Origin of the sequence: Flavobacterium sp. LHD-80 (assembly GCF_030929605.1) — a bacterium.
GTDB lineage: Bacteria > Bacteroidota > Bacteroidia > Flavobacteriales > Flavobacteriaceae > Flavobacterium.
This window is the reverse complement of the sequence record NZ_JAVFVS010000001.1, coordinates 171,481-197,926: the sequence shown is the minus strand read 5'-3', so window position 1 is coordinate 197,926 and position 26,446 is coordinate 171,481. Positions and strand designations below refer to the sequence as shown.

General features: G+C 32.1%; 24 protein-coding genes. 7 read left to right on the top strand and 17 right to left on the bottom strand.

Annotation, left to right across the window (positions count from 1 at the left end; genetic code table 11):
• Positions 1-136: 136 nt before the first annotated feature.
• The 6 genes from asnB to RB619_RS00835 all read right to left on the bottom strand — a co-directional run bounded on the left by asnB (position 137) and on the right by RB619_RS00835 (position 9,333).
• On the bottom strand, positions 137-1,813 hold the full coding sequence (asnB, locus tag RB619_RS00860) for an asparagine synthase B (RefSeq protein WP_308092924.1): 1,677 nt from the start codon (positions 1,811-1,813) through the stop codon (positions 137-139).
• Between the two features lie 469 nt (positions 1,814-2,282).
• Positions 2,283-2,732 (bottom strand): hypothetical protein, encoded by a 450-nt coding sequence (locus tag RB619_RS00855; RefSeq protein ID WP_308092922.1) that lies wholly within the window; start codon positions 2,730-2,732, stop codon positions 2,283-2,285.
• Between the two features lie 60 nt (positions 2,733-2,792).
• A complete protein-coding gene (locus RB619_RS00850; protein WP_308092919.1) occupies positions 2,793-3,323 on the bottom strand; it encodes an N-acetyltransferase in 531 nt (176 codons plus the stop codon).
• 126 nt (positions 3,324-3,449) lie between these two features.
• Positions 3,450-5,201 carry a TonB-dependent receptor gene (locus RB619_RS00845; RefSeq protein WP_308092917.1) on the bottom strand — a complete coding sequence of 584 codons (1,752 nt, stop codon included), beginning with the start codon at positions 5,199-5,201 and terminating at the stop codon, positions 3,450-3,452.
• A 145-nt stretch (positions 5,202-5,346) separates the two neighbouring features.
• Positions 5,347-6,210: a PhzF family phenazine biosynthesis protein gene (locus tag RB619_RS00840; protein WP_308092914.1), complete on the bottom strand. Its 864-nt coding sequence runs from the start codon at positions 6,208-6,210 to the stop codon at positions 5,347-5,349.
• A gap of 105 nt (positions 6,211-6,315) precedes the next feature.
• On the bottom strand, positions 6,316-9,333 hold the full coding sequence (locus RB619_RS00835; protein WP_308092910.1) for a tetratricopeptide repeat protein: 3,018 nt from the start codon (positions 9,331-9,333) through the stop codon (positions 6,316-6,318).
• A gap of 308 nt (positions 9,334-9,641) precedes the next feature.
• Between RB619_RS00835 and RB619_RS00830 the strand changes: the two genes are divergently transcribed.
• Both RB619_RS00830 and RB619_RS00825 read left to right on the top strand, forming a co-directional pair.
• Positions 9,642-10,325: an ATP-binding cassette domain-containing protein gene (locus RB619_RS00830; RefSeq protein ID WP_308092898.1), complete on the top strand. Its 684-nt coding sequence runs from the start codon at positions 9,642-9,644 to the stop codon at positions 10,323-10,325.
• A complete protein-coding gene (locus RB619_RS00825) occupies positions 10,325-11,185 on the top strand; it encodes a glycosyltransferase (protein ID WP_308092896.1) in 861 nt (286 codons plus the stop codon). The genes RB619_RS00830 and RB619_RS00825 overlap by 1 nt, the downstream gene beginning before the upstream one ends.
• A 133-nt stretch (positions 11,186-11,318) precedes the next feature.
• On the opposite strand, the gene RB619_RS00820 is transcribed toward RB619_RS00825, so the two are convergent.
• From RB619_RS00820 to RB619_RS00810, 3 genes are read right to left on the bottom strand one after another with little or no spacing between them, the layout of a single operon-like run.
• Positions 11,319-12,404, bottom strand: a complete 1,086-nt coding sequence (locus tag RB619_RS00820; RefSeq protein WP_308092893.1) for a glycosyltransferase family 4 protein — start codon at positions 12,402-12,404, stop codon at positions 11,319-11,321.
• Entirely contained in the window at positions 12,401-12,805 is a 405-nt protein-coding gene (locus RB619_RS00815) for an FdtA/QdtA family cupin domain-containing protein (RefSeq protein ID WP_308092890.1), read from the bottom strand. Before RB619_RS00815 ends, RB619_RS00820 begins: the two co-directional genes overlap by 4 nt.
• 3 nt (positions 12,806-12,808) lie before the next feature.
• Positions 12,809-13,906 carry a glycosyltransferase gene (locus RB619_RS00810; RefSeq protein ID WP_308092888.1) on the bottom strand — a complete coding sequence of 366 codons (1,098 nt, stop codon included), beginning with the start codon at positions 13,904-13,906 and terminating at the stop codon, positions 12,809-12,811.
• Positions 13,907-14,037: 131 nt separating this feature from the next.
• On the opposite strand from RB619_RS00810, the gene RB619_RS00805 reads away from it, so the two are divergent.
• Positions 14,038-14,940, top strand: coding sequence for a glycosyltransferase (locus RB619_RS00805; RefSeq protein ID WP_308092886.1), 903 nt, complete (start codon positions 14,038-14,040; stop codon positions 14,938-14,940).
• Positions 14,941-15,062: 122 nt separating this feature from the next.
• Here RB619_RS00805 and RB619_RS00800 read toward each other — a convergent pair whose 3' ends face one another.
• From RB619_RS00800 to RB619_RS00765, 8 genes are all read right to left on the bottom strand, one after another.
• Positions 15,063-15,809 carry a transferase gene (locus RB619_RS00800; protein ID WP_308092884.1) on the bottom strand — a complete coding sequence of 249 codons (747 nt, stop codon included), beginning with the start codon at positions 15,807-15,809 and terminating at the stop codon, positions 15,063-15,065.
• Entirely contained in the window at positions 15,802-17,295 is a 1,494-nt protein-coding gene (locus RB619_RS00795) for an O-antigen translocase (protein WP_308092882.1), read from the bottom strand. The genes RB619_RS00800 and RB619_RS00795 overlap by 8 nt, the downstream gene beginning before the upstream one ends.
• A gap of 3 nt (positions 17,296-17,298) precedes the next feature.
• Positions 17,299-18,378, bottom strand: coding sequence for a DegT/DnrJ/EryC1/StrS family aminotransferase (locus RB619_RS00790; protein ID WP_308092879.1), 1,080 nt, complete (start codon positions 18,376-18,378; stop codon positions 17,299-17,301).
• A complete protein-coding gene (locus tag RB619_RS00785; protein WP_308092877.1) occupies positions 18,375-19,322 on the bottom strand; it encodes a GNAT family N-acetyltransferase in 948 nt (315 codons plus the stop codon). Before RB619_RS00785 ends, RB619_RS00790 begins: the two co-directional genes overlap by 4 nt.
• Before the next feature lie 5 nt (positions 19,323-19,327).
• Positions 19,328-19,930 (bottom strand): trimeric intracellular cation channel family protein, encoded by a 603-nt coding sequence (locus RB619_RS00780; protein WP_308092874.1) that lies wholly within the window; start codon positions 19,928-19,930, stop codon positions 19,328-19,330.
• Between the two features lie 49 nt (positions 19,931-19,979).
• Positions 19,980-20,399: a PH domain-containing protein gene (locus RB619_RS00775; RefSeq protein ID WP_308092872.1), complete on the bottom strand. Its 420-nt coding sequence runs from the start codon at positions 20,397-20,399 to the stop codon at positions 19,980-19,982.
• Positions 20,400-20,410: 11 nt separating this feature from the next.
• On the bottom strand, positions 20,411-21,265 hold the full coding sequence (locus tag RB619_RS00770; protein WP_308092869.1) for a hypothetical protein: 855 nt from the start codon (positions 21,263-21,265) through the stop codon (positions 20,411-20,413).
• Positions 21,266-21,490: 225 nt separating this feature from the next.
• Entirely contained in the window at positions 21,491-22,240 is a 750-nt protein-coding gene (locus RB619_RS00765; RefSeq protein WP_308092867.1) for an RDD family protein, read from the bottom strand.
• A gap of 20 nt (positions 22,241-22,260) precedes the next feature.
• Here RB619_RS00765 and RB619_RS00760 point away from each other — a divergent pair, with 20 nt between their 5' ends.
• The 4 genes from RB619_RS00760 to RB619_RS00745 all read left to right on the top strand — a co-directional run bounded on the left by RB619_RS00760 (position 22,261) and on the right by RB619_RS00745 (position 26,327).
• Positions 22,261-23,232 carry a stage II sporulation protein M gene (locus RB619_RS00760; RefSeq protein ID WP_308092865.1) on the top strand — a complete coding sequence of 324 codons (972 nt, stop codon included), beginning with the start codon at positions 22,261-22,263 and terminating at the stop codon, positions 23,230-23,232.
• Between the two features lie 22 nt (positions 23,233-23,254).
• Positions 23,255-24,028 (top strand): DUF4129 domain-containing protein, encoded by a 774-nt coding sequence (locus RB619_RS00755; RefSeq protein ID WP_308092863.1) that lies wholly within the window; start codon positions 23,255-23,257, stop codon positions 24,026-24,028.
• Positions 24,021-25,226, top strand: a complete 1,206-nt coding sequence (locus RB619_RS00750) for a DUF4350 domain-containing protein (protein ID WP_308092858.1) — start codon at positions 24,021-24,023, stop codon at positions 25,224-25,226. The genes RB619_RS00755 and RB619_RS00750 overlap by 8 nt, the downstream gene beginning before the upstream one ends.
• 87 nt (positions 25,227-25,313) lie before the next feature.
• Positions 25,314-26,327, top strand: coding sequence for a MoxR family ATPase (locus RB619_RS00745; protein WP_308092855.1), 1,014 nt, complete (start codon positions 25,314-25,316; stop codon positions 26,325-26,327).
• Positions 26,328-26,446: the final 119 nt, after the last annotated feature.

Here is a 26,446-nt window from a genome sequence, read left to right as displayed (position 1 = left end):
GAAAGCCTAATCATTACTTAAATCCTTCTTAACCAATTAAAAACATTCAATCTAAATAATTTAAGACAAGAAAAACGTCCTCAATTAAGAGAACGTTTTCAAAAAAATATATACTAATTCTAAGAAATTAACTTATTTAGGCTTTCACATAAGCATCGTCATGAACACTTGCTACAGCTCTTCCAGAAGGATCGTTCATGTTTTTGAAAGCTTCATCCCATTCTAAAGCGATTTTTGTACTGCACGCAACGCTCGCTTCCTGAGGCACACATAATGCAGCAGCATCACTTGGGAAATGTTCTGTAAAAATTGAACGGTAATAATATTCTTCTTTTGAAGTTGGTGTCTGCAATGGGAATTTGTATTTCGCATTTGCCAATTGCTCATCCGAAACTTCTCTGCCCACAACTTCTTTCAAAGTATCAATCCAGCTGTATCCTACTCCGTCAGAAAATTGTTCTTTTTGTCTCCATGCAACACTTTCAGGAAGCATTTCTTCAAAAGCTTTACGAACTACCCATTTTTCCATTGGGTGTTCTTTGTTGATCATTTTATCTTGTGGGTTGATGCGCATTGCAACATCCATAAATTCTTTGTCTAAGAAAGGTACACGGCCTTCGATTCCCCATGCTGCCAAACTTTTGTTTGCACGTAAACAGTCGTACATGTGAAGTTTGCTCAATTTACGAACATTTTCTTCGTGGAATTCTCTAGCATTTGGTGCTTTGTGGAAATATAAATATCCTCCAAACAACTCATCTGCACCTTCTCCAGAAAGAACCATTTTAATTCCCATTGATTTGATAACTCTCGCCATCAACCACATTGGAGTTGAAGCTCTTACTGTAGTTACATCATACGTTTCTAAGTTGTAAATTACATCACGAACAGCATCTAAACCTTCTTGAATTGTAAATTTAATTTCATGGTGAATTGTTCCAATGTGATCTGCCACTTTTCTTGCTGCAGCTAAATCAGGAGAACCTTCTAAACCAACTGAAAACGAGTGCAATTGCGGATACCAAGCTTCTGTTGTATCATCAGACTCGATTCTGTTTTTTGCATATTTTTTAGCAACAGCCGAAGTAATAGAAGAATCTAAACCTCCTGAAAGTAAAACTCCATAAGGAACATCACTCATTAATTGTCTGTGAACCGCTGCTTCTAGCGCTTTTTTAATTTCTGGAATGCTTGTTTCGTTGTCTTTTACTGCATCATATTCTGTCCAGTCTCTTTTGTACCATTGTACAAATTGACCGTCTTTGCTTGATAAATAATGTCCTGGAGGGAATAATTCGATTTTTGTACAATATCCTTCTAAAGCTTTTAATTCAGAAGCTACATAGAAAGTTCCGTGCTGATCCCAACCAATATATAATGGAATAATTCCCATATGGTCACGAGCAACAAAATATTCGTCTTTATCAACATCATAAATTGCAAATCCGAAGATTCCGTTCATTTCATCAACAAAATGAGGTCCTTTTTCTTTATAAAGTGCCAAAATAACTTCGCAATCGCTTTCTGTTTGAAAGTTGTATTTCCCTTCAAATTGTTTGCGAAGATCTCTGTGATTGTAAATTTCACCGTTTGCAGCCAAAACCAATTTTTTATCTTCCGTAAATAAAGGTTGTTTTCCTGAAGCTGGATCTACAATCGCCAAACGCTCATGCGAAAGAATTGCTTTATCATTGCTGTAAATTCCGCTCCAGTCTGGTCCGCGGTGACGAATGATTTTAGACATTTCTAATACTTGAGGTCTTAAAGTTTCGGCTTTTTGTTTTAGATCAAAGGCACATACAATTCCACACATAATTCTATATTTTTATTTTGTAAATTTTAATTTGATAAGGCAAAGATGCGGTAATGGTTATAATTGAAAAACACAAATAGTTGTTTAGGTTATAATTTTAAATCATATTTTTAATTTTACATATAAAATGTAAAATTTTAACACAGAAAAAAGGCCTAAACTTGAAAATTTCAATTTTGAAGAGAAAACACGAGTAAAATTTAAGGTTTTAAAGAAATATTTGAATTAAATTTTAAGATATTCAAATATCAATGAAAGATTCACAAACAATACATAAAAAGGTGTTCAGGAATTATTCTTTGTACAATATTGATATTTGATAATAACATGCAGTTTGTCATTTCGAGGAACGAGAAATCTCCGCGAAAAGCTCTACAAAGATTGGATTATCTTTACGGAGTTACTTGTGGAGATTTCTCGTTCCTCGAAATGACAAGACTACGAAAAACTTCGAGAAAGATAGTAGCACTTATTCAACACTCTGAATCGTATAATGCGTCTTATTAATTTCAAATTGAAACCCGACTTTATTTCCCATTAAATGATTTCCTAGAGGAGATTGCGGAGAAAGTGCAATAACGTTAATTCCGTCAATTGCAATTTTAGGAAGCGCTACACTTACATATAAATAAATTCCGTTTGCTTTTACTAAGCTTCCTAAAACTATATTTTCTGTAGTTTTTACCGGATCGATTTTATCCAAAATTCCTTTTTGGTCAATCGCTTCTTTTAATTTGTTGGTCAGTTTTTCCTGTTCGATATGCATCATCGACAAAGCCGTTTCATGTTTATCACCAGCCGAACCTTTTGCATCGTTTTTAGAATCTTCGGTCAAGCCAGAAATCATATCTTTAAAAACATCAATTCGGTCTTGAACCATTTGTAAGTAATGAGAATATATTTTTTGTTTGAAAGTCATTTTTGAGGTACTGAGGTTGTGAGATGCAAAGGTGCAAAGGTTTTTTCTTTAATTAAATTTTTATTCGAAAAAAGCTTTAGGATAAACTACTTCTCCACTTACGTCTTTCAGCCCATCTTTTGCAAGTGCAATTACCATACAGTTTTCGGCAGGAACATCAAATGGCATTTTGATATTGTATTTTTCGCAAAGTTCATATCCAAATCTTGGATAATAATCCTGATGGCCTAATAAAATAACCGATTTATATCCTAATTCTTCTGCCACTTTGTGACCGTGTAAAATCAATTTCGAACCAATTCCTTTTCCTTGAAATTCTGGCAAAACAGAAACTGGAGCCAATGCTAATGACGGAAAAGTTTGAGTTTCATTTTTTATCTCCAATTTGGTAAATAAAATATGCCCGACAATTTTGTTCTCAACTTCGGCTACAATTGACAGTTCCGGAATAAATGCTTCCGATTTTCGTAAATTTTCAACCAAAAATTGTTCTTTGTGATCGCTGTATTCTTCCTTTTCAAAAGCTTTTTCTATCAATTGAAAAACGCTTTCAAAATCATCTTTCTTTTCTTGTCTTAGCTTAATTTTCATAAAATAAAATTAAAAAAAAATAGCCATGAAATCACGAATTTACTCCAAAAAATTCATGAAATCATGGCTAAAAAAGGCACTTAATGTTTAAAACTTCGTGCCTCAAAGTCTTTGTGGGAAAACCACTTAAAAATCGAATTTATAATTACCTCCTACTAAAACCTGAAATCCTTGAACAGGATAATTCAGCCATCTTTCATAAGCTTGATTTCCAATATTGTTTAGTTTCAAGAAGAAAGTCAAACGTTCGTTATATTTATATCCCAAATGTGCATTAGCATCAAAATAGCTTTTTAAAGTAACTGGAACACCAAGAGTTGCATCATCAAAATTAGTCTGCATGTCTTTACGCTCTCCTACAAAGAAAACATTCAATCCAGCGTACCATTGTTTCGTGATATTAACATCTAAATTTGAGCTAATTTTCATCGATGGCAAATTCCAAGCTTCTAAACCATCTGTTTTATAACTATTAAAAGTTCCGTTGATTCCAAAAGAAACATTTTGCGAAAAATCCGCTTTTAATTCTCCATAAAAACGAAGTGTTCTTACGTTGTCATAAACCACTCCAAAAGAGTTTCCGTTAGCATAATTTTCATTCGAAAAATCTACCGTATAATCATTGCTCTTAAACAGCGCTTTTTCTTTTTCATTTAAGAATGAACCTGTCAAATTATAACTGATATTATTTGCCAATTTACCTTTCAATCCAGCAAAAACATTGTATTGCGTACTGCTCGGTCTCATCTCTAAAGTTGGCGATAAAAACGGATTTTGCGTCACAAAATCAGCATACGAATTCTGATTTAAAGTTCCATTTACTCCCGTATAGAAAATCATTAAATCACCTACTAATTTATACGAAGCATCTACTTTTGGATAAATATAAAACTTGTTTCCGCTGTTTTCAGAATCCAAAGCATAAAATAAACCAGCACCCAATTCAAGCGTCCACTCGTTTTCATGAATTACAAAACTTGGCTCTATCCCAAAATTAGTCAAACTGTATTTTACCGGCTCTGTATTCGTTAAAGTGTAATTATTTTCGAAAGAACCACTAACATGATCAATAATAACATTCGTATTTATGGCTTGATCCATTACATCAACTTTAAAAGTTGGTTTTAAATAAAAACGATTTTCGGAAGAAGAAAAACTATCCGAAAAATGGGTAAATCGTGATGAGATTTTGCTAAAAATTCCTTCGTTAAATTCTATATTTCCACCTAATGAAATTGTATTATAAGAATGATTCGGATTAATTCCTCTTATTAAATCATCCTGTGTTTGTGGAGCCAAACTTGCTCCAAAATCTACTGGCAAACCGTACCAATTGTATAATTGATTTTGATAACCTAAATCAACTCCCCAAGACATATCGCGATTGATTACGCCATAACCAACATTTAAGGCTGTGTCATAAAATTCATCATTTAAGTTCACATCTTTTATGCCACCTTGCGAAGAATGATGACGAAGCATTCCAGCCACATAATCATTGTTTCCTAAATCCTGCGTTACAAACAATTCGGCGTTTAAAGTCCCATAATTTCCAACTCCCACAGTTGCATAATTATTGAATAATCTTTCTTTTTTAGATTTATCAACCGCTTGTGCATTTCCCTTTGAAGGCGTAAAAGTCGATGCCACTGGAACCGACAAAATACTATATTTAATAGTTTCTTTAGGCTGATTCCCAGAATCGTCAAGCGAAGGTGTTTCTTTCACTTTAAAAGCATCTGATATTGTTGGCGAATAAGGTTTTACAACATTTACTGTTTCAGTTCCAATAGTTTCATTTTTCTTTTGCGAAAACGAAAGCTGACAGGCAAACAATACTAGTAAAACGATAATTTTATTTCGGCACTTAATTTTCATATTTCTTTCTTTTTTAGAGAAAAGAAGTTAGAACCAAGAAGAAAGACTTCTCTCCTATTTCTATTTTCTCTATCTTTTTCTAGTTTCTATATTTGATCTTGAATCTTTCTTCTTGACTCTTTCTTCTATATTCTATTTTCTCAATCTAAGCTTCCCACTCGCCTTTAGCCACAAACTGCGCTTTTCCGCCAATATTTATATCAAAATTAGTATCAGTTACTTTTCCTTTGAAATAAATTTGTGACGGACGGCCAATATAATCTCCTTGGTAATTAATCAATTCAAATTGCGGTATGTGATATTTTAAAAGAAAGGCTTGCAAACAGGTACTTGCGCTTCCGGTTGCCGCGTCTTCTACCAATTGATTGTGTTCAACACATAACATTCGGCTAAATAATTTTGAACCTTCCAGATAATAAAAATATAAGCCTCTGTGATCTGTTTTACAATGATTTTTCATCCACTGATCTGCTTTGTCTTTATCTAAAACCAGATTTTCTAACGCTTTTTTACTGCTTAATCCCACCATTACAAAAGCACTTCCGGTGGTCACTTCCTGAATTGGAAACTGATTTTCAAAATCACTCACTTTCAAATTACTGAATAGCGTAAAATCTTCTTTCGAAAAAACATCCCAAAATTTTGGCTGTGCTGCTTTTAACCAAATCAAATCGTCAGATTTATGAATAGCAATGGGTCCAATCGGTACTTCAAGTTTTATTTCGTTTGGAGAATTTTCAAATATTTTGTTCATCAAAACCCATGAAGTTCCAATTATCGGATGACCTGCAAACTGCATTTCATGCGCCGGAGTAAATATTCTAATCTCTGCTTTATTGTTTTCTCTGTCCAATTTTGTTACAAATGTGCTTTCCGCAAAATTGATTTCGCGCGCTATCTGTTGCATTTCCTGCGTACTTAATTTTTCTGCATCCATAAAAACTGCCAACTGATTTCCAGCATATTTTTTATCGGCAAAAACATCAACTATATAAAAAGGTAAACTCATTTCTTTCTTTTTTTTGAGACCGTAGAGAAAAGAGCCAAGAAGAAAGACTTTTTCAGAAATCTTGCATCTTGTTTCTTGTTTCTTGCCTCTTTTTTCTAAAATTTCTTATTTATTAATTGACGAATTTGTTTTAGATTCTTCTAACTTAATCGCGCTTAATTCTCTTTTTGCTTCTTCAACAACATCTGGAAAATCAGTAAAGTTGTTGATTACGTTATCTAAAATATATGTCGCCTGATAACTATCTTTTAATCCGTAGAAGTTTTTGGCCATTAAAACCAAACCTTTCGCTCCGTAATATTTGTAAGCCGAATAACTTTTAGCCAGCTTTTGAACAGAAACATTCGATGCATCAAATTTTCCTTCTTTTGTTTTAAAATACGCATCATAATACAACGCTTCAGCAGCTAATTCTCCTTTTGATGTTGCCGAAAGTTTAGCATAAGCTACTTTTGCTTTATCTTCATTTCCAGTCTGCATTGCAGCGCGGGCCACAATGATTTGCGCATCGGCTTTTACGCCTGCATCTGATTTTGGGTTTTCCAATACTTTTTCAGCAGAAACAACCGAATTATCATAATCCTTTTTATCATAATAACATTTCATCAAGTTTGCTTGAGCAAAAGTTTTATTCTGAGGAAAATCAGCTTCTTTTTCTAAACGAACTAAAACCGGAATCGCTTTATCGCAGTCTTTTGCTTTTAAGAAAATCTGAGCTAATCTATTCAAAGCTTGTTCTGTAAATTCATTTCTTGGTTGATCGATTACATATTGATAATTTGGAACCGATTTCATTTCTAAACCATCAGCATAATACAATTGTGCCAAATAAAAATTAGCTTCTAAAGCATGTAATCCCGAAGGAAATTTGCCCACATAACCAGCAAAACCTGTAATAGCAGTTTTGCCGTTATTTTGGCTATATTGTTTGAAAGCCGCATCGTAAGTATCATTATCCAACTCAGCATCCGTAACCGAAACAAAATCAAGAGTTCTAACCCAAGTTGCATATTCATCTACTTTTCCTGAATCAACATAAATTAATCTTGCAGTTGCAACTGCTTCTAAAGCCTCTGGAGTTTTTGGGAATTCAGCCGCTACTTTTTTGAATTTCGTCAACGCTTGTTCATCACGATCTGAATTATAATAAATCAAACCTTGTTTTAAAATGGCTTTTGAAGTAAAAGATCCATCTTTGAACTCTGAAATTAATTGATCATAGGTTTTTATTGCTTGATCATTTTTCTTTTCTGCAACATACGTATTTCCTAATTCGAATAAAGCATCATCACGATAAGATGATTTTTTGTACATCTGAATAAAGTTGTTCAATTCTTCAACTTTCTTTGAATTGTTTGACATGAATCCATAAGAAAGCGCTTTTTGGAACTGAGCATAATCGGCATCAACACCTTTTGCCGCAATAGCTTTTGCGTAGGCTTCGTTTGCTGCGCTGTATTTTGAAGTTACAAAACGACAATCTCCCAAACGCAAATAAGAATCATTTAAACGAACTTTATCTGATGGCGAATTATCAATTTGTGCCTGAAACGAGTTTGCAGCCTGATCGTATTCCTTCAATTTAAAATACGTGTAACCAATATTATAATTGATGTTTTTATATTCTTCTGTAGATTTTGAGGCTGCTTGGCCGGCAAATTGTTTATACGTTAATAACGCATTTTGCATATCGTCATTTAAATATTCTGTTTCCGCTTTCCAGAAAGTAGCGCGCGCTGTAAATTCAGGTGTTTTTTGTTCACTGATCGCGCTTTTGAACATTTTTCCAGCTTCAGCATAATTTGATTCGTTGTATAATTCTAAACCTCTGTAAAAAAGCACTTTTTGATACACCGATTTATTTTCAGCTGTTCTATTTTTTTCCAATAAAACCAAAGCTTCTTTGTAGTTTTTAGTAGAAATATAAGAATCAACTAATAATTTTTCAACTTCAGCTTTGCTTGAATTGTTTGGATATTTTTTTAAGAAATCAAGCAAAATTCCTGGAACTGTCTGATATGCATTTCCAATATCATAACTCAATTTAGCATAATTCAAAGCCGCATCTTCCTGAATTTGAGCATTGAATTCCATTTCCGAAGCATTTTTAAAAGCATTTAAAGCTTCTTGTTTTTTGCCAGTATTCAAATAACTTAAACCTAAATGATAATATGCATTTTGCGCTACGAAATCTTTTCCTTCAATGATTTTATTGAATTGAGAAATGGCTTTTTCGTACTCTTTTTGCTCGTAATATGCGTAACCTAATTGATAAAAATCAGTATTATTCCATTTTCCTTTTTTACCAGCATATTGCTCTAAAAACGGAATCGCTTTTCCATATTGTTTTAAGTTGAAATAACTTTCACCAATAATCTTATTCAATTCTGATTTTTCAATTTCATTTGATTTCGCCATTGCTTTTTGGCCCAAATCAATTGCTTTTTGGAAATTTCCAAGTTTGAAATTCATGTCGGCCTGATAATACGAAAGCTTTTCTTTGTATTTTTCTTCTCCCGAAACTTCATCAAAATATTTGGTTGCTTCTTTGTAATCGTCGCCTTCATAAGCCATAAATCCTAAATAATATTTGGCTTGCGAACCAAATTCAGGAGAGTTTACTACTTTATTAAAATACGTTGTAGCTTCTTTTTTCTTTTTGGCAGTAAAATAACTGTATCCTTTCTGGAAATTGAATTTATCAGAATCAGCTTTGCTCATGTAACTTTCATCTACTTTATCAAACCATTGCAAAGCTTTTGGATAATTTCCTTGTTCGAAGAAATATTGAGCAACTTCAATGTAAGCCTGATTTTGTTTGGTGCTTGTTGGATAGTCATCAACAAATTTTTCCATCAAAGCATCCGCATTTGGCTGATTGGTTCTGATGGCGCAGTTTGCAATATAATAAGCACAATCTGATTTTACTTCTTCAGTTGGTGCCGTATTATTTTTTACATATTCAAAAATATGCTGTGCCGAGGCATATTGTTTGTCATTGTACAAAGCAACCGCCTTGTCAAAATCCTTTAATTCGTAAGTATATATAGCTGATTTTTGTGCCGAAACCGTGGTCGAAATAAGAATAATTTGGAGTAAAAAGAACCAGGAAAGTCTACGCATTTTAGTTTTATTTAGTATTCAAATTTATCATTTTATACCGTTTATAACGAAACGTTTCTGGCTTTTATTATGAACAAATCTTTAACAGAGGATATTTCAAGGGTCAATAAAAACCGATTTTTAACCATATAAGTCATATAAGTAATTATAAGCTAGGTTCTTTTAGCAGATTAACTAAAATGAACTTACATTACTTATATGGTTAAAATTTTCATTTCTTTTTCTAGAAATTTTCTTAAGAAATGATTGAAATTTATTTTGAATCCAACCGTTATCTTATTACTTTTACCAATCAAATCAATTTTATTATGTCACAAACCGTACTGTCTCTTAAAGAAGTCACTATATATCAAGAAGGAAGAAAAATTATATCTCACATTAATTTAGATGTTCAGCATGGTGAATTTATCTACATCATTGGGAAAACAGGTTCTGGAAAAAGTAGTTTCTTAAAAACTTTATACGCAGATTTACCTCTTACGGAAGGCGAAGGTCATATAGTTGAATTTGATTTGGCAACTTTAAAAGAAAATGACATTCCGTATTTAAGACGTAAAATTGGGATTGTATTTCAGGATTTCAAATTGCTTCCAGACCGTTCTGTAAAAGACAATATGCTTTTTGTTTTGAGAGCAACTGGCTGGACAGAAAAAGAAGCAATGGAGTACAAAATCGACGAAGTTTTGGACAAAGTTGGAATGAAAGATTTCTTAAACAAAATGCCTCACCAGCTTTCTGGCGGTGAACAACAGCGTGTTGCGATTGCTCGTGCTTTGTTAAACGACCCTGAATTTATTCTAGCCGATGAACCAACAGGAAACCTTGACCCACAAACAAGTTCTGAGGTTTTAGAAGTACTTAAAAACATCAACGCAAACGGAAAAACGGTTATCATGGCAACGCACGATTATGCTTTATTGATGAAATTCCCATCGAAAACATTGAAATGCGAAGATGAAAGAATCTTCGAAGTGGTGCAAAGAAGCGTGTAATGCTTTCTATTTTAATTCCGGTTTATGATTACAATGCTTTTCCTCTCGCTGAAGAACTCGTAAAGCAATGTAATTTATGCGGTATTATTTTTGAAATTCTTTGTCAGGACGACGCTTCAAATTCGCAGAAAAACATTCTAAATCAAGAAATTAATTCTTTTTCTAATGGTTCATTTTTTATAAATGAAACCAATTTAGGAAGAGGAAAAAACATCAATTCATTAGCTCAAAAAGCAAAGTATGATTGGTTGTTGATTTTAGATTGCGATACTTTTCCATCAGAAAATAATTTTATCCAAAACTATATTTCTGCAATTTCAAATTCCGAAGAAAAAATCGTTTTTGGTGGCATTATTTATGAAAATAAAAAACCAGAAAAAGAAAAGCTTTTACGCTGGATTTATGGCAGTAAAAGAGAAACTTCAGCACTTTTAAGTTCTAATTTATGGATTAAAAAAGAAGTTTTTCTGAAATTTCCTTTTGATGAATCGATTACAAAGTACGGTTACGAAGATTTACTTTTTTTCTCTGTTTTAAAAAAGAATCATTTTGAAATTTCCCGAATCGAAAACCCAACTTTTCACTTGAATTTAGAAACTTCAGAAGTGTTTTTAGACAAAACAAAAACGGCTTTGGAAAACTTAGTTGTTCTTTATAATTCAGGAAAAATTTCTTCTGAAGAAAGTAAAATAATTAAAGCTTTTGAGCTTCTTGAAAAGCTAAAATTAATTGGTTTTGCGACTTCTGTTTTCAAAAACAAAAATATCCAAATCGAAATAAATTTACTTTCCGAAAAGCCATCTTTATTCCTTTTTGATATTTATAAATTGGGATTTTTCTCCTGCAAAGTATTAAAATAACATTTCGCCTAGTTTGTCATTTCGAGGAACGAGAAATCTCCACAAGTAATTCTACAAAGATTGGCGACATTCTGTACGGAGCTTCTCGTGGAGATTTCTCGTTCCTCGAAATGACAAACTGATGCTAACTAATTTATAGTTCTTCAAAAAACTCCTTCCACTTCTCCATTATTTTTTCTACCGAATAATTATCAGAAACTTGCTTAGCATTTTTACCCAATTTTATTCTTATGTCTTCACATTCTATCAAAATAGAAAGTTTAGCTATATATTTTTCAAAATCATGGTTAGGAATTAAAAAACCATTTTCTTCATTTTTAATTAATGATCTTGGTCCTGTTGGGCAATCAAACGCAATGCAAGGCAAACCAAAAGACATTGCCTCAAGCAAAACCATCGGAAAGCCTTCTGATCTTGAAGTCATTGCATAAATTGAAGATTCGAGATATTTATCTTCAATATTTTTGACAAAACCAAAAACAGAAACAGTTGAAGCAATTCCTAAATCAACAACATTATTGTTAAGGCAATCAAAATCATCTGTATAAATATTTAACATCCAGCCTGGATGCTTTTTTGTAACTTCTTTCCAAATATGCAATAACTTATCCAATCCCTTTTCATAAGAATTTCTGGCAATTGCGATCACTTTTTTATGTCGCAAATCAGCATAAACATCAGTTTGAACCCATGAAGGATTTGAAATTACAATTCCATTTTTAATATTCCATTCTTTCAGATTTGCTTTAGACAAAGCCACAACTTTGGTATATTTTTTTATCCCAAAATCTTTGAAATGGTATTTTATTTTTGAAATAAACTTTGTCGTAAAATGAAAATTCAGTTCTTTTTCTTCAATAAATTTAGAACCGTGCGATTCAAAAACAATTGGGATTTTGGTATTAATTATAAATGGAAAAATAAAAGCTTTTAAACCATTATCAGCGACCAAAATAACATCTGGATTAATTCCTGCAATCTTTTGATTCAATTGTTTTTTATAAGATTTTAGAAACTGAAAAGCATTTCCATTCAAAATCATATTATGAAAAACAATATCAGAATTGAAATCATAAAAAAACGAATCATTTTCTTCGTTTTGAGACAAAATATGAACTTTATACCCAAATTTTTCGACAAAATAATTGGCTTTTACCGAAAGTACGCGTGCGACACCACCAGCATTTTTTATTTTGGGAACAATGTAAAGCAGTTTCATTTTTTGGAAATCAAGAAAGTTCCAAAATCTCTGATATAATCAGATTCTTCAAAAACATCCGAAGCTAAAACCAGACAAACCGAGCCCGAAGAGAAATTTTCTAATTCTCTCCAAATTCCTTTTGGCAAATGCAAACCGATATTGGGTTTATTGAGCAAAAAACTTTTTTTATCAACTCCATCAGTCACTTTCACCTCAAAACTTCCACTTAAGGCAATCAAAACTTCGTGTTGTTCGATGTGCGAATGTCCTCCGCGGAAAGCAGAACTCGGAACATCAAAAAGATAATAAACACGCTTAAATTCAAATGGTAAAATATCATTTTGAATAAAAGCCAAATTCCCTTTTAGATCTTCTACAACCGGAATATTAAGTATTGTTATATCGTGAATCGTTGTCATATTTTAATTCGCTTTCATCAAATGTAACCATTGTTGCCCAATTTTTTCTAATAAAAATGGATCAATGCTTTTGAGTGTATTTTGCTTGATATTTTGGTACAAAACTTCATCTGAAGTCAATAAATTCATGGCTTCTGTCAATTTCTCCCAATTTTGATTTTCTACCAAAATCCCATTTTCAAAATTCGAAATCATATCTCTCGGCCCAAAATCGCAATTAAAAGAAACAACTGGAGTTTCGCAGGCTAAAGCTTCTAAAATCACATTTGGAAAACCTTCATTTTTACTGCTTAAAACCAAGAATTTGGCTTTACTTAAATATTTAAACGGATTGTTTTGATAGCCTAAAAGATGTACAAATCCTGAAATGTTATTTTCTAAAATCCCATTTTTAAGCTTTGATTCGTCGCCATTTCCAACAATCACTAAATGCATATTTTTTCTAGATAAATCTGATTGCGCATAACTTGAAATCAATTGATCAAACTGTTTTATTTCGTTTTCATATTGACCAATTGCAATTATATAATCAAATTCAATATCTATTTTTTCAATTTGCTTTTTCACAATTTCTTCCAAATAAATTGGATTGTGAATAGTGACTACATTTTGCAACTGATGTTTAGCTTCAATCAGGTTTTTCATTTCATTCGTAATCGCCACATTCGCATAACAATGATTGTACATCAATCTTGTAAGCCACGAATTATTTGGCATATAATGATCGATCAAAAAACTGTGAACGGTAAAAATCGTCTTTGTATTATAGATAAATCGGGCTAAAATAAGTTCTTGAATTATCTTGGTTCGGAAACGAAAATCAATAATAAAATCGAATTTATTTTCCTTTAAATAAGCATTTAAAGCCTTTAATCGTTTGACTTTATTAAAAATTCCATTGGTTTTATTCTTCAACAAACCCAAATTCACTAATTTTCCCAAATATGGAAAACTTACTTCGTCCAAAACAATAATAATATCGACTTCAAAACCCTGATGCTGAAAAAAGATCGACAAATTTGCCATCACTTTATCGCTTCCGCCTCCGCTTAAGCGATAGCCAATTAAAGCGATTTTCTTTTTTTTGTGAGTCGATATCATTCGTGATTTCTTATTTTCGTATCAAATATAACTCTTTAAAATAAAATAAGATTTAGAACCATTAAGACATTAAGTAGCATAAAGCTTTGGACTTAATTTTCTTAATGTCTTAATGGTAAAACAAGAAAAATATGCAGGATAATTCATTGGTTACTATTATTTGCTTGTGTTATAATCAGGAAAAGTTTGTTGTTGAAAGTTTATTTTCGGCGATAAATCAAGATTATCCTTTTATTGAATTAATTATTGTTGATGATTTTAGCACCGATAATTCGAAAGAAACGATTGAAAAATGGCTAATTGATTATCCTGAAATTCAATTTATTGCCAATGAAAAAAATTTAGGAAGTACAAAATCCTTCAATAAAGCTTTAAAATTGGCAAAAGGAGATTTTATAATTGACTTGGCTTGCGATGATATTTTATTATCCAATTGTGTTTCATTGCAACTTAAAGCTTTCCGAGAAAGTCGTTTTAAAAACCTTGGCGTTGTTTACGGAAATGCCGAATTAATCAATGAACAAGGTAAATTTTATTTTTATTACTTCCCTGTTGATGAATCAAAAAAAACAATTGAAAAAAGAGAAACCGGCGATATTTATTTGAGTGTTATTTCTGGTGGAAACAGTATTTGCTCTGTTTCTTCAATGGTTAAAAAATCTGTTTTTGATGATTTGCAAGGTTATGATGAAAATCTGGCTTATGAAGATTTAGATCTTTGGATTAGAGCTTCTCGAAAATATGATTTTGATTATATCGATGAAATTTTAATCAAAAAAAGAATCTCAACGACTTCTTTAGGAACGCACTTTTTTCTTAAAAATGACGAAAGGTCTAGGAAAATAAATTATTCAACTTATTTGATTATCAAGAAAGCAATCGCTTTAAATAAAACTAATGTAGAACAAAAAGCGATTTTGAAACGAATGCATTTTGAAATGATTTTGGCGTTTAAAACTTCGAATTTAAAATTGTTTTTGAACTATATTTTATTGGAAATTAAACAACGTATCTGTATTATAATGGAACGCTGATTTTACAGATTTACTTCGTAAAGACGCGGATAAAACGAATTTCATTAATGAATTAATCAAGAAAAATCCGTTTTTGTCCGCGTCTTCGCTTTAGCGAATCTGTGTCATCCGTGTTCCAATTTTTAGATTGTCAGGAAATCATCTAATTGTTGTTTTTCTCCTTCCCAATCTCTCGAAATATTTGTTCTGATTAATTTAGCAGGAATTCCTCCAATTAAAATATTACTTCCCCACGAAGTATAATTTTTATTACAGAAAGAATTAGTTGCGATGGTACAGAAATCAGGCGTCTTTGTGTTTTTCATTATCGAAATCCTGCTTCCGCTAAAAGTATAATTTCCTATAAAAACTGGGCCTATTTTTTTCTGTTTTTCGCCAGTTCTCGTATCGATCATATCATGAAAATTGGTATCGATAATCTGGCTTTCTGCTCCTAGACGAACATAATTTCCTAAAACCACTTTTTCAAGACAAATCAGTTTTGCGTTTGACGCCATTGAGGACATATTTCCCAATTCGCAAACGGCATTTTCTCCAACAAAAAGAAAATAATCTTTGCCAAATTGAAATTTTCCCTTAAAAATTAATTTACCCTGAATATTGATTTCTGCAATGCCACGATGAACCGTATTCAATTCATAAGGCTGACCAAAACCAATCATTCCTTTTTGGATGTTTCCATCAATTTGAATTTCTCCGGAAATTGATGTGAACTTTACTCTTTTGTAAAAGAAAACGGGAAGTTTTTTAGCTGTTTCAAAAGGCAGTTTCTTAAAATTAAAGTACAGCGTTTTGGTCCAGTTTACCGACCAGTAAAACCTGAATTTATGATAAAACGAACGAAATTTTCTGTAGCTCTTCTTAATCATTTTTATCTCTTTTTCGCTGAACAAATGAAGTGAAAATTTCGCTTAAATTCATCTTTTTGTTGATTTCGTAAAAACTAAAACCAAAAGACAACAAAATTAACATTGCGTATAAAGCATATTTTAAAACTTCATTTTCAATAAATTTCAACAAAAATGAAGCAATACAAATAACAAAACAAATAAAATAAATACCGTAAAATTCTCTTTCAAAATAAAAATCATAACTGTTTTTGGTGATGATTTTTAGTCCGATAAAATGACATAAAAAATAAAGACAAAAACTAATTCCTAAACCTTCTAAACCATAAAAATAGTAGCCTGAAACATTCATTATCAAAGACAGAACATTAAAACCAATCGCAGTTTTAATAAATATTTTTGAATCGCCTTTTGCAATTAAAATAAATCCCATTGACCAAGAAACGGCGCGAAATAGCATTCCTAAAATTCCAGCGCTGATCATGGGCAAAATGGCATCAAATTTTGCTGTATAAATTACTTTTACGATTATTGGGCTTAAAGCCAAAAACAAAACAATAATTGGCATTATAATCAGAATTGAAATAAGCGCTTGTTGCTGAACACTTTCTCTAACTTTTTCATTATCAAAATTAATGGCAGAAAGTTTCGGAAAATAATCGGTACTCATGACCGTGAAAATAATCCCGACGTATGAATTCAGTAAAGTAAAACCTGCGTTATAAAATCCGACTTGTTCTAATCCTCCCATTTTTCCAACATAAATCTGAACTAAATAAGTTGACAAAAGTGTCAAAACACTGCTTATTGTCAGCATAAATCCAAGTTTTACAATGAGTTTACTTTCTACTAAAAAAGCAGAATTGGGTATTTTTTCTTTTTCAATTTTAATTTTATTCGAATAATAAAACGAAAATATCAAAGCTGAAAATGAAGCAACTATAATCGTTGGAAGAATCGCATCAACTTTCAGAAAATAATAAAGTGGAATTGAGAAAAGAAGTCCAAAAAGATTTCCGCATAAATTGGCTTTCGCCAAAAATCGAAACGAACGCAAACCTTGCAAAACGGCCAATTGTCCGGAACTTAATTGCTTAAATAAAATAGTAATCGAAAGAACGGCAAAGGCAAATGTCTGACTCGAATCTCCAAAAGTGATTATACTTAAGACTTTAGAAAACACTAAAGTCAACGCCATTCCAAAAATTCCGGTAAAGAAAACAATCTTTTTTACAATTTGAATGGTTTTAGAAACGGTTTTTAAATCTTCGTTTATATAATTTTCAGAAATATTTTTTACGGAACTGGTTTCGATTCCAAGTCCGGAAACACTGCTTAAAACACCTAAAGTCGAATTTAACAAAGCTATAATTCCCATTCCAGCTGGACCGATGAAAACAGCGATTAATTTGGTTCGGACAATCGAAATCAAAATCGAAAAAAACTGAACACCACCAAAAAGCGAAGTCGTTTTTAAAATCTGCTGATATGATTTTTTATCAGACACGAATTAGTATTTGTTTAAAATTTCGATGATAAAATCAATTTCTGTTTCAGTTAAAACCGGGCTTATTGGTAAACTCAAAACTTCGTTGTGGATTTTTTCTGTAATTGGAAAAGACAAATTATTCCACGCAGAAAATGCTTTTTGTTTGTGTGGCGGAATTGGATAATGAATTACCGTCTGAATATTGTTTTGAGCTAAATAGTGCTGTAAATCATCTCTATTTTCGTTTCTGATTACGAATAAATGAAAAACATGATTATCTGAGAAATCCCATAATGGAAGAATTATTTTATCATTTTTAATTTCAGATAAATAACGTTTTGCAATCGCTCTTCGTTTATTATTATCGGAATTTAAATTTGGTAATTTCAGATTTAAAAATCCAGCCTGAAGTTCATCTAATCTGGAATTTACACCAATATATTCGTTATAGTATTTTTGCTCAGAACCATAATTTCGAAGTGCAAAAAGTACTTTTGCTAGTTCAGAATCATTTGTGGTAATCGCTCCCCCGTCGCCTAGACAACCCAAATTTTTTCCTGGATAAAAACTATGCGCTGACGCTGATTTTAGATTGCTGATTGCTCCATGCGATTGTGCAGAATCTTCTACAATTATTAAATTATTTCGATCTGCAATTTCATTTATTTTGTCCATTTCTGCCAATTGTCCGTAGAGATGAACGGCTAAAATGGCTTTTGTTTTTGGAGTGATTTTCTCCTGAATTAAATCAGGATTTATATTATAGGTTTCTAATTTTGGCTCGACCAAAATCGGAACTAAATCGGCTTGTAAAATGGCTAAAATACTTGCTATATATGTGTTTGCAGGAACAATAACTTCATCGCCTTTTTTGAGTTTTCCGAGTTCAATATATCCTTTGAAAATTAAAACTAAGGCATCAAAACCATTTCCTACTCCAATGCAATATTTCGTTTGATTGTATTCGGCGAAAGCCTTTTCAAAAGTTTCTACTTCTTTTCCTAAAATATACCAGCCGTTTTCTAAAACTGATTTCAATTTTTCTTGAAAGGTCTTTTCATACGGTTCGTTTATTTTTTTTAGGTGTAGAAATGGTATCATTTTAAATCGATTTTATAAAAATCCTGATTGTAAACTGCACAGCCCAATTCTTCTTTTTGCTTTAAAAGTCCTGAATGATAACCGCTTTCGTTGTCTTCATTTACAATTCCCATATCAAAAAAGTGTTTGCCTTTTCGCTTGTATTTATGAATCAGATTAATGAATAAAAAATCAAGTGCGCGCACTTCTTCACCTTTTTTTGAAGTGGCACCATATTGAGATTTAATGACATTATCGGTTTCAAAAACCGTTATTCCAGCAACAATTTCATCGTTTTGATAAACCGAATATTGTCTGATATTTTCAGGAAAATTTTGTTTCAAAAGCGCCATTTCTTCTTTTGAATGAACTGGTTTTGAATCGAATTTTTCTAATAATCTTGGTTCCAAAATTTGTTCCCAAAACGGTTGGAAATCATTTTCTTCAATTATATCTAAATCAAGGTTTTCAATTCTTCTGAAATGCTTCATCTTACTTTTTGAAATCTTTAAAGGCACTTGCAGATTTACAGCGAGATTCATTTCTTTTCGTTCTGGAATGGCATTTCTTTTAAATAAAAAAAAGTCAATTTCTCTATTTCCTTTCGAAAAATAAAAATCTGGAATTGGTTTATAATGAAACGTTTCAATCTGATTTTCTTTCAAAAAAGATAAAATTTCATCTAAAATAATTTCTGTTTTTTCGGCTTTTAATTTGGAAGAAAAAATCAATCCGCCGTATGTAAGACCTTGATGTGAATGAACCGAATTTCCTTTTTTATTTGCAGGAAGAATGGCTTTTAGTTTCTCATCTTCAAAAATTAAAAGCGAAAAATCTTCAAAGCGATCTTTATGATATTCCATAAAATCGCGATGGAATAAAAACGTAGCATTTTTGGCTTCGGCAATAAAATCATTCCAAAGTTTATAATCGTTTTGATCGTATATTTTTACGGTAAATGCCATATTTATTACTTGTGATCAAATGCCTTTAAATGCCATTTGTATTTCACCGCCATTAATCGAACTACAATGATAACCAATGAAGTTACCAGATATAAAACATCTACATTTAGATCTAATTTTCGTAAACCAAAGAAAACGATTCCGCCTAAAATACATATTGTGGCGTAGATTTCTTCTCTAAAAACATTCGGAATTTCGTTGCACAAAATATCTCTGATTACGCCACCAAAACAAGCCGTCATAGTTCCTAAAGCAATACAAATTACCGGATGAAGTCCTGTTGTTAGCCCTCTTTCAAGACCAATTAAAGTAAAAACGCCAAGACCAATTGTATCAAATAGAAATAAGGAAGTTCGAAGTTTATCAAAACTTTTCCTGAAAAGAATTGCAAGGAAAAATCCTAAAATAATTACATAAACGTATTGCATATCGCGCATCCAGCCAACTGGTGTTCTGCCAATTAAAACATCACGCAACGTTCCGCCTCCAACGGCCGTAACAAAAGCAATAATAAAAACCCCAAACGGATCGAGTTTTTTATGCATTGCTGTTAAAGCGCCAGACATGGCAAAAGCCATCGTACCGATAAGATCTAAAATATGGAACATTTTTTTTTAGGTGCAAAGTTTCAGAGTTACAAAGGTGCAAAGGTTATCCTTAATTCTGCTTGTTTTTTAACACTATTTCTACTTCAGGGTTTATTTTTTTTATTGCTTCAAAAAATACGCTTTTGTGTTTTGGAGAAATTACTATGTTGTCAGACTTATTATATAAAATTTCAAGCCTGTCTAAAGAAAGCGCAGGAGCACTCATTATACTATTTGTTTCTGAAATTTTCTTTATACTCAAAATGTCAATTGAGCTGTTAACCAAAAAACCACTTTTTATAGTCAATTTTTGACCTTCAATCCAGTAATATGTAGTCAAAAACATATGGATTATAAAACAAATCACTAAAAATATAATACCACTTGCGAACCATTTATTATCGTAAAGCGATCTTATTAAAGCACTGCCTAAAGGGATACTTAAAATAAGCACTAACAAAATATCAATTTTAGATTTAAATTTCAGCATACTTTACATCCTTACTTTCTAACGTAAATTGGGCTTCTTTTCAATAAATATTGAACAGATTCCATCCAACTATCTTTTATGGCAAGGAAAGGTTTACGCGTTTGCGAGTATATTTTTGTTGTGTTTTTGTACATGTCAAAATACACTGTATAGTAATAATAAACCTGTGTATTGGCTGTTGTCGTAGAAATATCGTTAGTGGTCACTTTCTTATTATTATCACTCACTTTTGCATTGCCGCTATTGTATGTAGTGGCCGTTGTTCCTGAATTAATTGTATACGAAACCTTCGCTGCAACGATATTATCGACGCCTAATATTTTTTCAAGGTCTTCAATTGGAGTCGAATCGATATTGTGATAATCAATCCCTGCTTTGCTTAACAAACTGTTGGTAGTTCTCAAATCCTGAACTGTCAGCGGTGCAATATTTCCAGATTTATCCAGCAATTTGTTGTACATGTCATTTTGAGCAAATTTTGCCATTTCCTCAGAACTTTGCTGACTATCGGCATTTAAAAACGGAACCGGAAGCACTGCAATGGTATTCTGTTTTATTTCTGTTGCTGCAACATATCCAGAACCTGACGACGGTGAAGGTGAACTGCTTCCCTGACTTACATCAAATGTCTGTGATCGTCCACTTGCAAAATCGATTCGGGCAATTTGCGAAACATCCAAAACAATTTGCAGTGTTTCTCCAGGAAGTGAATATTCGACAGTTTTGTCTGATATTTTAGAAATCGTACCTTCAATAATCGTATAATCTCTTTTTATAATTTTGTCCAATTTTTTTCCGCCTTGAGCGAAAGAAAAAACAGAAACAAAAAACAATAGTAATAACGCGGCGGATTTTTTAATTTTCATGGTATTTACGCTTAAATTGTCCTACTCTTTGGCTTTTCGGATACTCCTTTTCTAAATATTAAACTTGTTAAATTTAAAAAATTAAATCCAAACCAATGTTAAGCAATCATCTTAAACTAAAAAATAAGAGGAAAAAATCTCGCAAAGACGCAAAGTCGCAAAGTTTTAAAAATTTAAAAAAACTTAGCATCTTAGTATCTTAGAATCTCAGCATCTTTCTAAAAGCTACATATTCTGCGTATAAAAGTTGTAGTCTTTTAAAACCACTCTGATAAAATCACTGTTACTACCTGACTGATTTTTGATTCCGGTAACACTTTCAATTTTTGCAGTCAGCTTGCCAATTATTTCGAAATCATTTTTTTCGACAGCTTTATTGAAAGTTTCCTTGATAATTCGCATATCATTATCTGACAACTTAATTACAAGAGGATAAGTTGGTACATATGCGGTTCCGATTTCTTCTAAAATCGTATGACTTATGTTAATATTGTTTTTTAAAGTAATCACAGCTGTACCTGCTGCCATGTCACCCAGACGCTGTGATTTTTTGCTTGATATTACAGTAATTAAAGCGACAAGTCCGTAAATTATTGGAATAAAAAAGTCGATAATTCCAAAAAACCAGCGAATTAAATAATCACCAAATCCAGCCTGATAGCCATCAATTTTAACCACTTTTATTTTGACCAGAATTTTTCCTATTGACTGTCCTTCAAAAATACTTTCTAAAGTAAGAGAATAAAACATCAATGGAATCGAAAAGAAAAACATTAAAGCTCTAGAAGACCAGCTATCTAATCCATCCATTAAAACACCAACTTGGAGCCAATAAAAAAACACAAACCAAACGATCAATATATAGGCAATTTTTACTGATGCATCAATAAAATACGCCCCTAATCGCTCACCTACAGATGCAGCGATAAAATTTATTTTGACATTTTGTGTTGTGTTAATAGATAATTCTGACATATTTTATATTTTAGCGTGCAATGAGAGAAGTTGCTTTTATAAAACAAAATAAAGAAAAATGGCTGGAATTTGAGCTAGCTATTTTTGGTAAAGCTAAAAAAAATCCTGACGAATTAGCTAATTTATACATTCAAATGATGAATGATTTGTCGTACGCGCAAACGTATTACCCTAAAAGTAAAACAGTTATTTACTTAAATCATCTTGCGTCGCAAATTTATCAGAAGATTTATAAAACCAAAAGAACTGAAAAAAACAAAATCGCAGAATTTTTCATCACAGAAGTGCCTCTGCTTGTTTATCAATACAGACGTTATTTAGTTTACGCTTTCGTTTTGTTTTTTGTTACGGTTGCTATTGGTGTAATTTCAGCGAAATACGATCCTAATTTTGTTCGTCTTATTCTTGGTGATAATTATGTTAATGAAACTTTAGAAAACATCAAAAAAGGGAATCCCATGGCCGTGTATGGTTCTGGAAGCAATTGGGGAAGTTTTATTTCGATTACAGTGAATAATCTTTTTGTTGGTGCAAAATGCTACTTTTTTGGGCTTTTTGCCGGATTAGGGACTTTCTATATTTGTCTGAGCAACTGCATTATGCTCGGATCTTTTCAGTATTTCTTTTATGAGCAAGGCGTTTTCTGGAAAAGCGTTAGAGGAATTTGGATTCATGGCGCAATGGAAATTTTCGGAATCGTTATTGAAACTGCTGCCGGATTTATTTTAGGCGCTTCTATATTATTTCCAAAGACTTTTTCGAGGATAAATTCTTTTAAAATTGGTTTCAAAAACAGTTTCAAAATCTATTTAAGCACTTTTCCTTTTACAATTGCTGCCGGATTTCTGGAAGGTTTTATTACCCGATATTCTATTGATATGCCAAATTGGCTCAGCAGTTTTATCATCTTATTTACGTTAGGAATAATTTCATTTTATTATTTGGTTTATCCTTTTATCGTTCACAAAAAAACACAACAATTATCAGCCTAAATCGACTTAACCGGAAACCATAATGAATAAAATTTTCTTCATTTTACTTTTTGTTTTTTGCTGCAGTTTTTCAAATGCACAAGATTCTCTTGTTACCGAAGAACCGCCAAAAATCGCCTCAATTAAATACACCGAAAAAGATATTAAAGTTGACTCTGCTGCAATTCCTGTAAAAACATTCAAAAAAGATTTCAAAGAAAACTATAAAGGTTCTGATTTTGTTTACGAGACTAAAGCTCCAGAAAAAACATTGTGGGATGATTTTATGGAATGGCTTGCGAGTATTTTCAGAAGAATATTCACTTTCAGCAATCCTGAGGCATCGGTTAATTTTGTTGCAATTCTTTTTAAAACCTTGGCCGCTATAATCATTATTGTGGTTATATTTTTGATTGTAAAAGCTTTGATCAATAAGGAAGGTCAATGGATTTTTGGCAAAAATTCTCAAAAACGAACCATTTATTATTCTGATACCGAGAAAAATATTCATCTTTTAGATTTTGAAAAACTGATAAAAGAAAATATCGAATCAGATCAAAAACGAATCGCTATTCGCTACTATTATCTATGGCTATTGAAAGTAATGGCACAAAATCATTATATAGAATGGGATATTGAAAAAACAAATACCGATTATTTATACGAGATTCAAAGTCCTGTTCATAAAGAAGAATTCACTTATTTATCATATTTGTACAATTACATTTGGTATGGAGAATTTGACATTAATACCACCATTTTCTTAAAAGCCGAAAACCGATTCAAAAATGCCATAAAAACCTTTAGCCATGAATAAATCTATTAAAATTTACATAGGCGTACTGGTTTTTCTATTGGCAATAATCTTACTGGTTGACAAAGGACAGCCAAAACCTATTGACTGGCGCCCAACTTTCTCTGTACATGATAAAATTCCGTATGGATTGTATGTTTTTGACCATGAAATCAAAAGCCTTTTAAAAGATCAAAAAATAGAAAGAATCGTTACGGTTACACCTTATGAATATTTAGATTCAAAGTATAATCCTGATACACTAGTTGAAGATTATCGAATAAAAGGTACATTTTTGAATATTGCCGCCGATGGAGATATCGATGAACAATCGGTGAAAGAACTTTTTTATTTTGTGTCACGAGGAAACAATGCCTTTTTAAGCATGAGGAATTTCCCAAAAATCTTGCTTGACAGTTTAAAACTAGAGGTTCAAACAGATTTGAAGCGCTATAGCAATACAGCGATTTGGGTGGCAAATCAAAAAATAAGCGGTAAAAAATATGCTTTTAAACAATCTGTTGAAGATTATTTTTCAAAAATTGACACTTTAGAAACCACTGTTTTGGGGTATCAGAGTAAAGAAAAAAAAGAAAAACATGTCAATTTTATAAAAGTTAGATACAACGGTGGTTATTTTTATCTACACACCCAGCCTGCTGCTTTTACAAATTATCATTTGCTGAAAGACAATCATTCTCAGTATGCTGAAGATGTACTATCTTATATCCCCAAAGGAGATGTTTTTTGGTACACGAAAGGACAAAATAATGAATCCGTTTCAAGTTCACCATTACGTTATATTTTTAGTCAGCCGGCTTTAAAATGGGCATATCTCTTGAGTTTATTAGGCTTGTTAATTTTTATATTTTTCAATGCTAAAAGAAAACAACGTATTGTCCCAATTGTAAAACCGCTCGCTAATTTAACCGTTGACTTTACAAAGACAATTGGAAATCTATATTATCAAGAAGGCGATCATACTAATATTATTGACAAGAAAATCATCTATTTTCTTGAAAAAATGCGAAACGAATATTTGATGGATACCACAAAACTTGATGACGATTTTATTAAAAAACTGCATCTAAAAACGGGTAAAAACATTACCGATATTCAAGAGCTAGTTTTTTTAATCAACGAACACAGAAAAAGCTATCACGGAAGTCTTGAAGAAGATTTAATCCGAATTAATAATGCAATCGAAAAAATTATACATTAGATAAAAAGTTTTTGCCACTAACTAATATGTTCAACAGAAGAAAGAGGCAAGAACAAAGAAAAAATCAAAAAGAAAACCAGCCAAAACATGGAAGAAAATAACATCACAGAAAACGAAATCACAAACGAAAATGTGAATTTTGAAACCCGAATAAATTTAGCGCCGCTTTTAGAGCACGTTACTGCCATTAAAAAAGAAATCGAAACCGTAATTGTGGGACAACACAAAATGATCGATCAGCTTTTAGTTGCAGTTTTATCAAACGGACATGTATTATTAGAAGGTGTTCCGGGAGTTGCAAAAACGATTACGGCAAAACTATTGGCAAAAGCCATAAATATTGATTTCAGTCGAATTCAGTTTACGCCGGATTTAATGCCTTCAGATATTTTAGGAACTTCGGTTTTTAATTTAAAAAGCTCAGAATTTGAGTTTAAAAAAGGTCCTATTTTTTCAAATTTAATTCTGATAGACGAGATAAATCGTGCGCCAGCAAAAACACAGGCCGCTCTTTTTGAAGTTATGGAAGAACGCCAAATTACAATCGATGGTACCGCATATCAGCTTGACACTCCATTTTTAGTTATTGCAACACAAAACCCAATTGAGCAGGAAGGAACTTATCGTTTGCCTGAAGCGCAATTAGACCGTTTTTTATTCAAAATTGCGATTGATTATCCAAAATTAAATGAAGAAATCCTGATTATTCAGCGTGAACATTTATTAGAGAATCATGGCAAATTAGAAGCCATAAAAGCTGTTCTTTCTGCTTCAGAAATTAAGCAATATCAGGCTTTGGTAAAACAAATCAGAGTGGAGCCAAATTTATTAGAATACATTGCTCGAATTGTTGTTAATACAAGAGAAAATGCGTTTTTATATTTAGGTGCATCGCCTCGTGCCTCGATTGCAATTTTGAACGCTGCAAAAGGTTTCGCTGCCATTCGCGGACGCGATTTTGTTACTCCTGAAGACATTAAAGATGCTGCGATTCCTGTTTTACAGCACCGTGTAATTGTATCGCCAGAAAGAGAAATGGAAGGAATTACAAGTTCAGAAATTATTAAACAGATTATTGAAACAGTCGAGATTCCACGATAAGTATTAAGTGTTCAGTGTTCAGTTTTTGAGTGGTCAGTCTCGGTCTCAGTTTACAGTCACAGTTCAAAACTGGAGACTGAAAACTGAAAATTGCGACTGAGACTGAAAACTGCGACTGA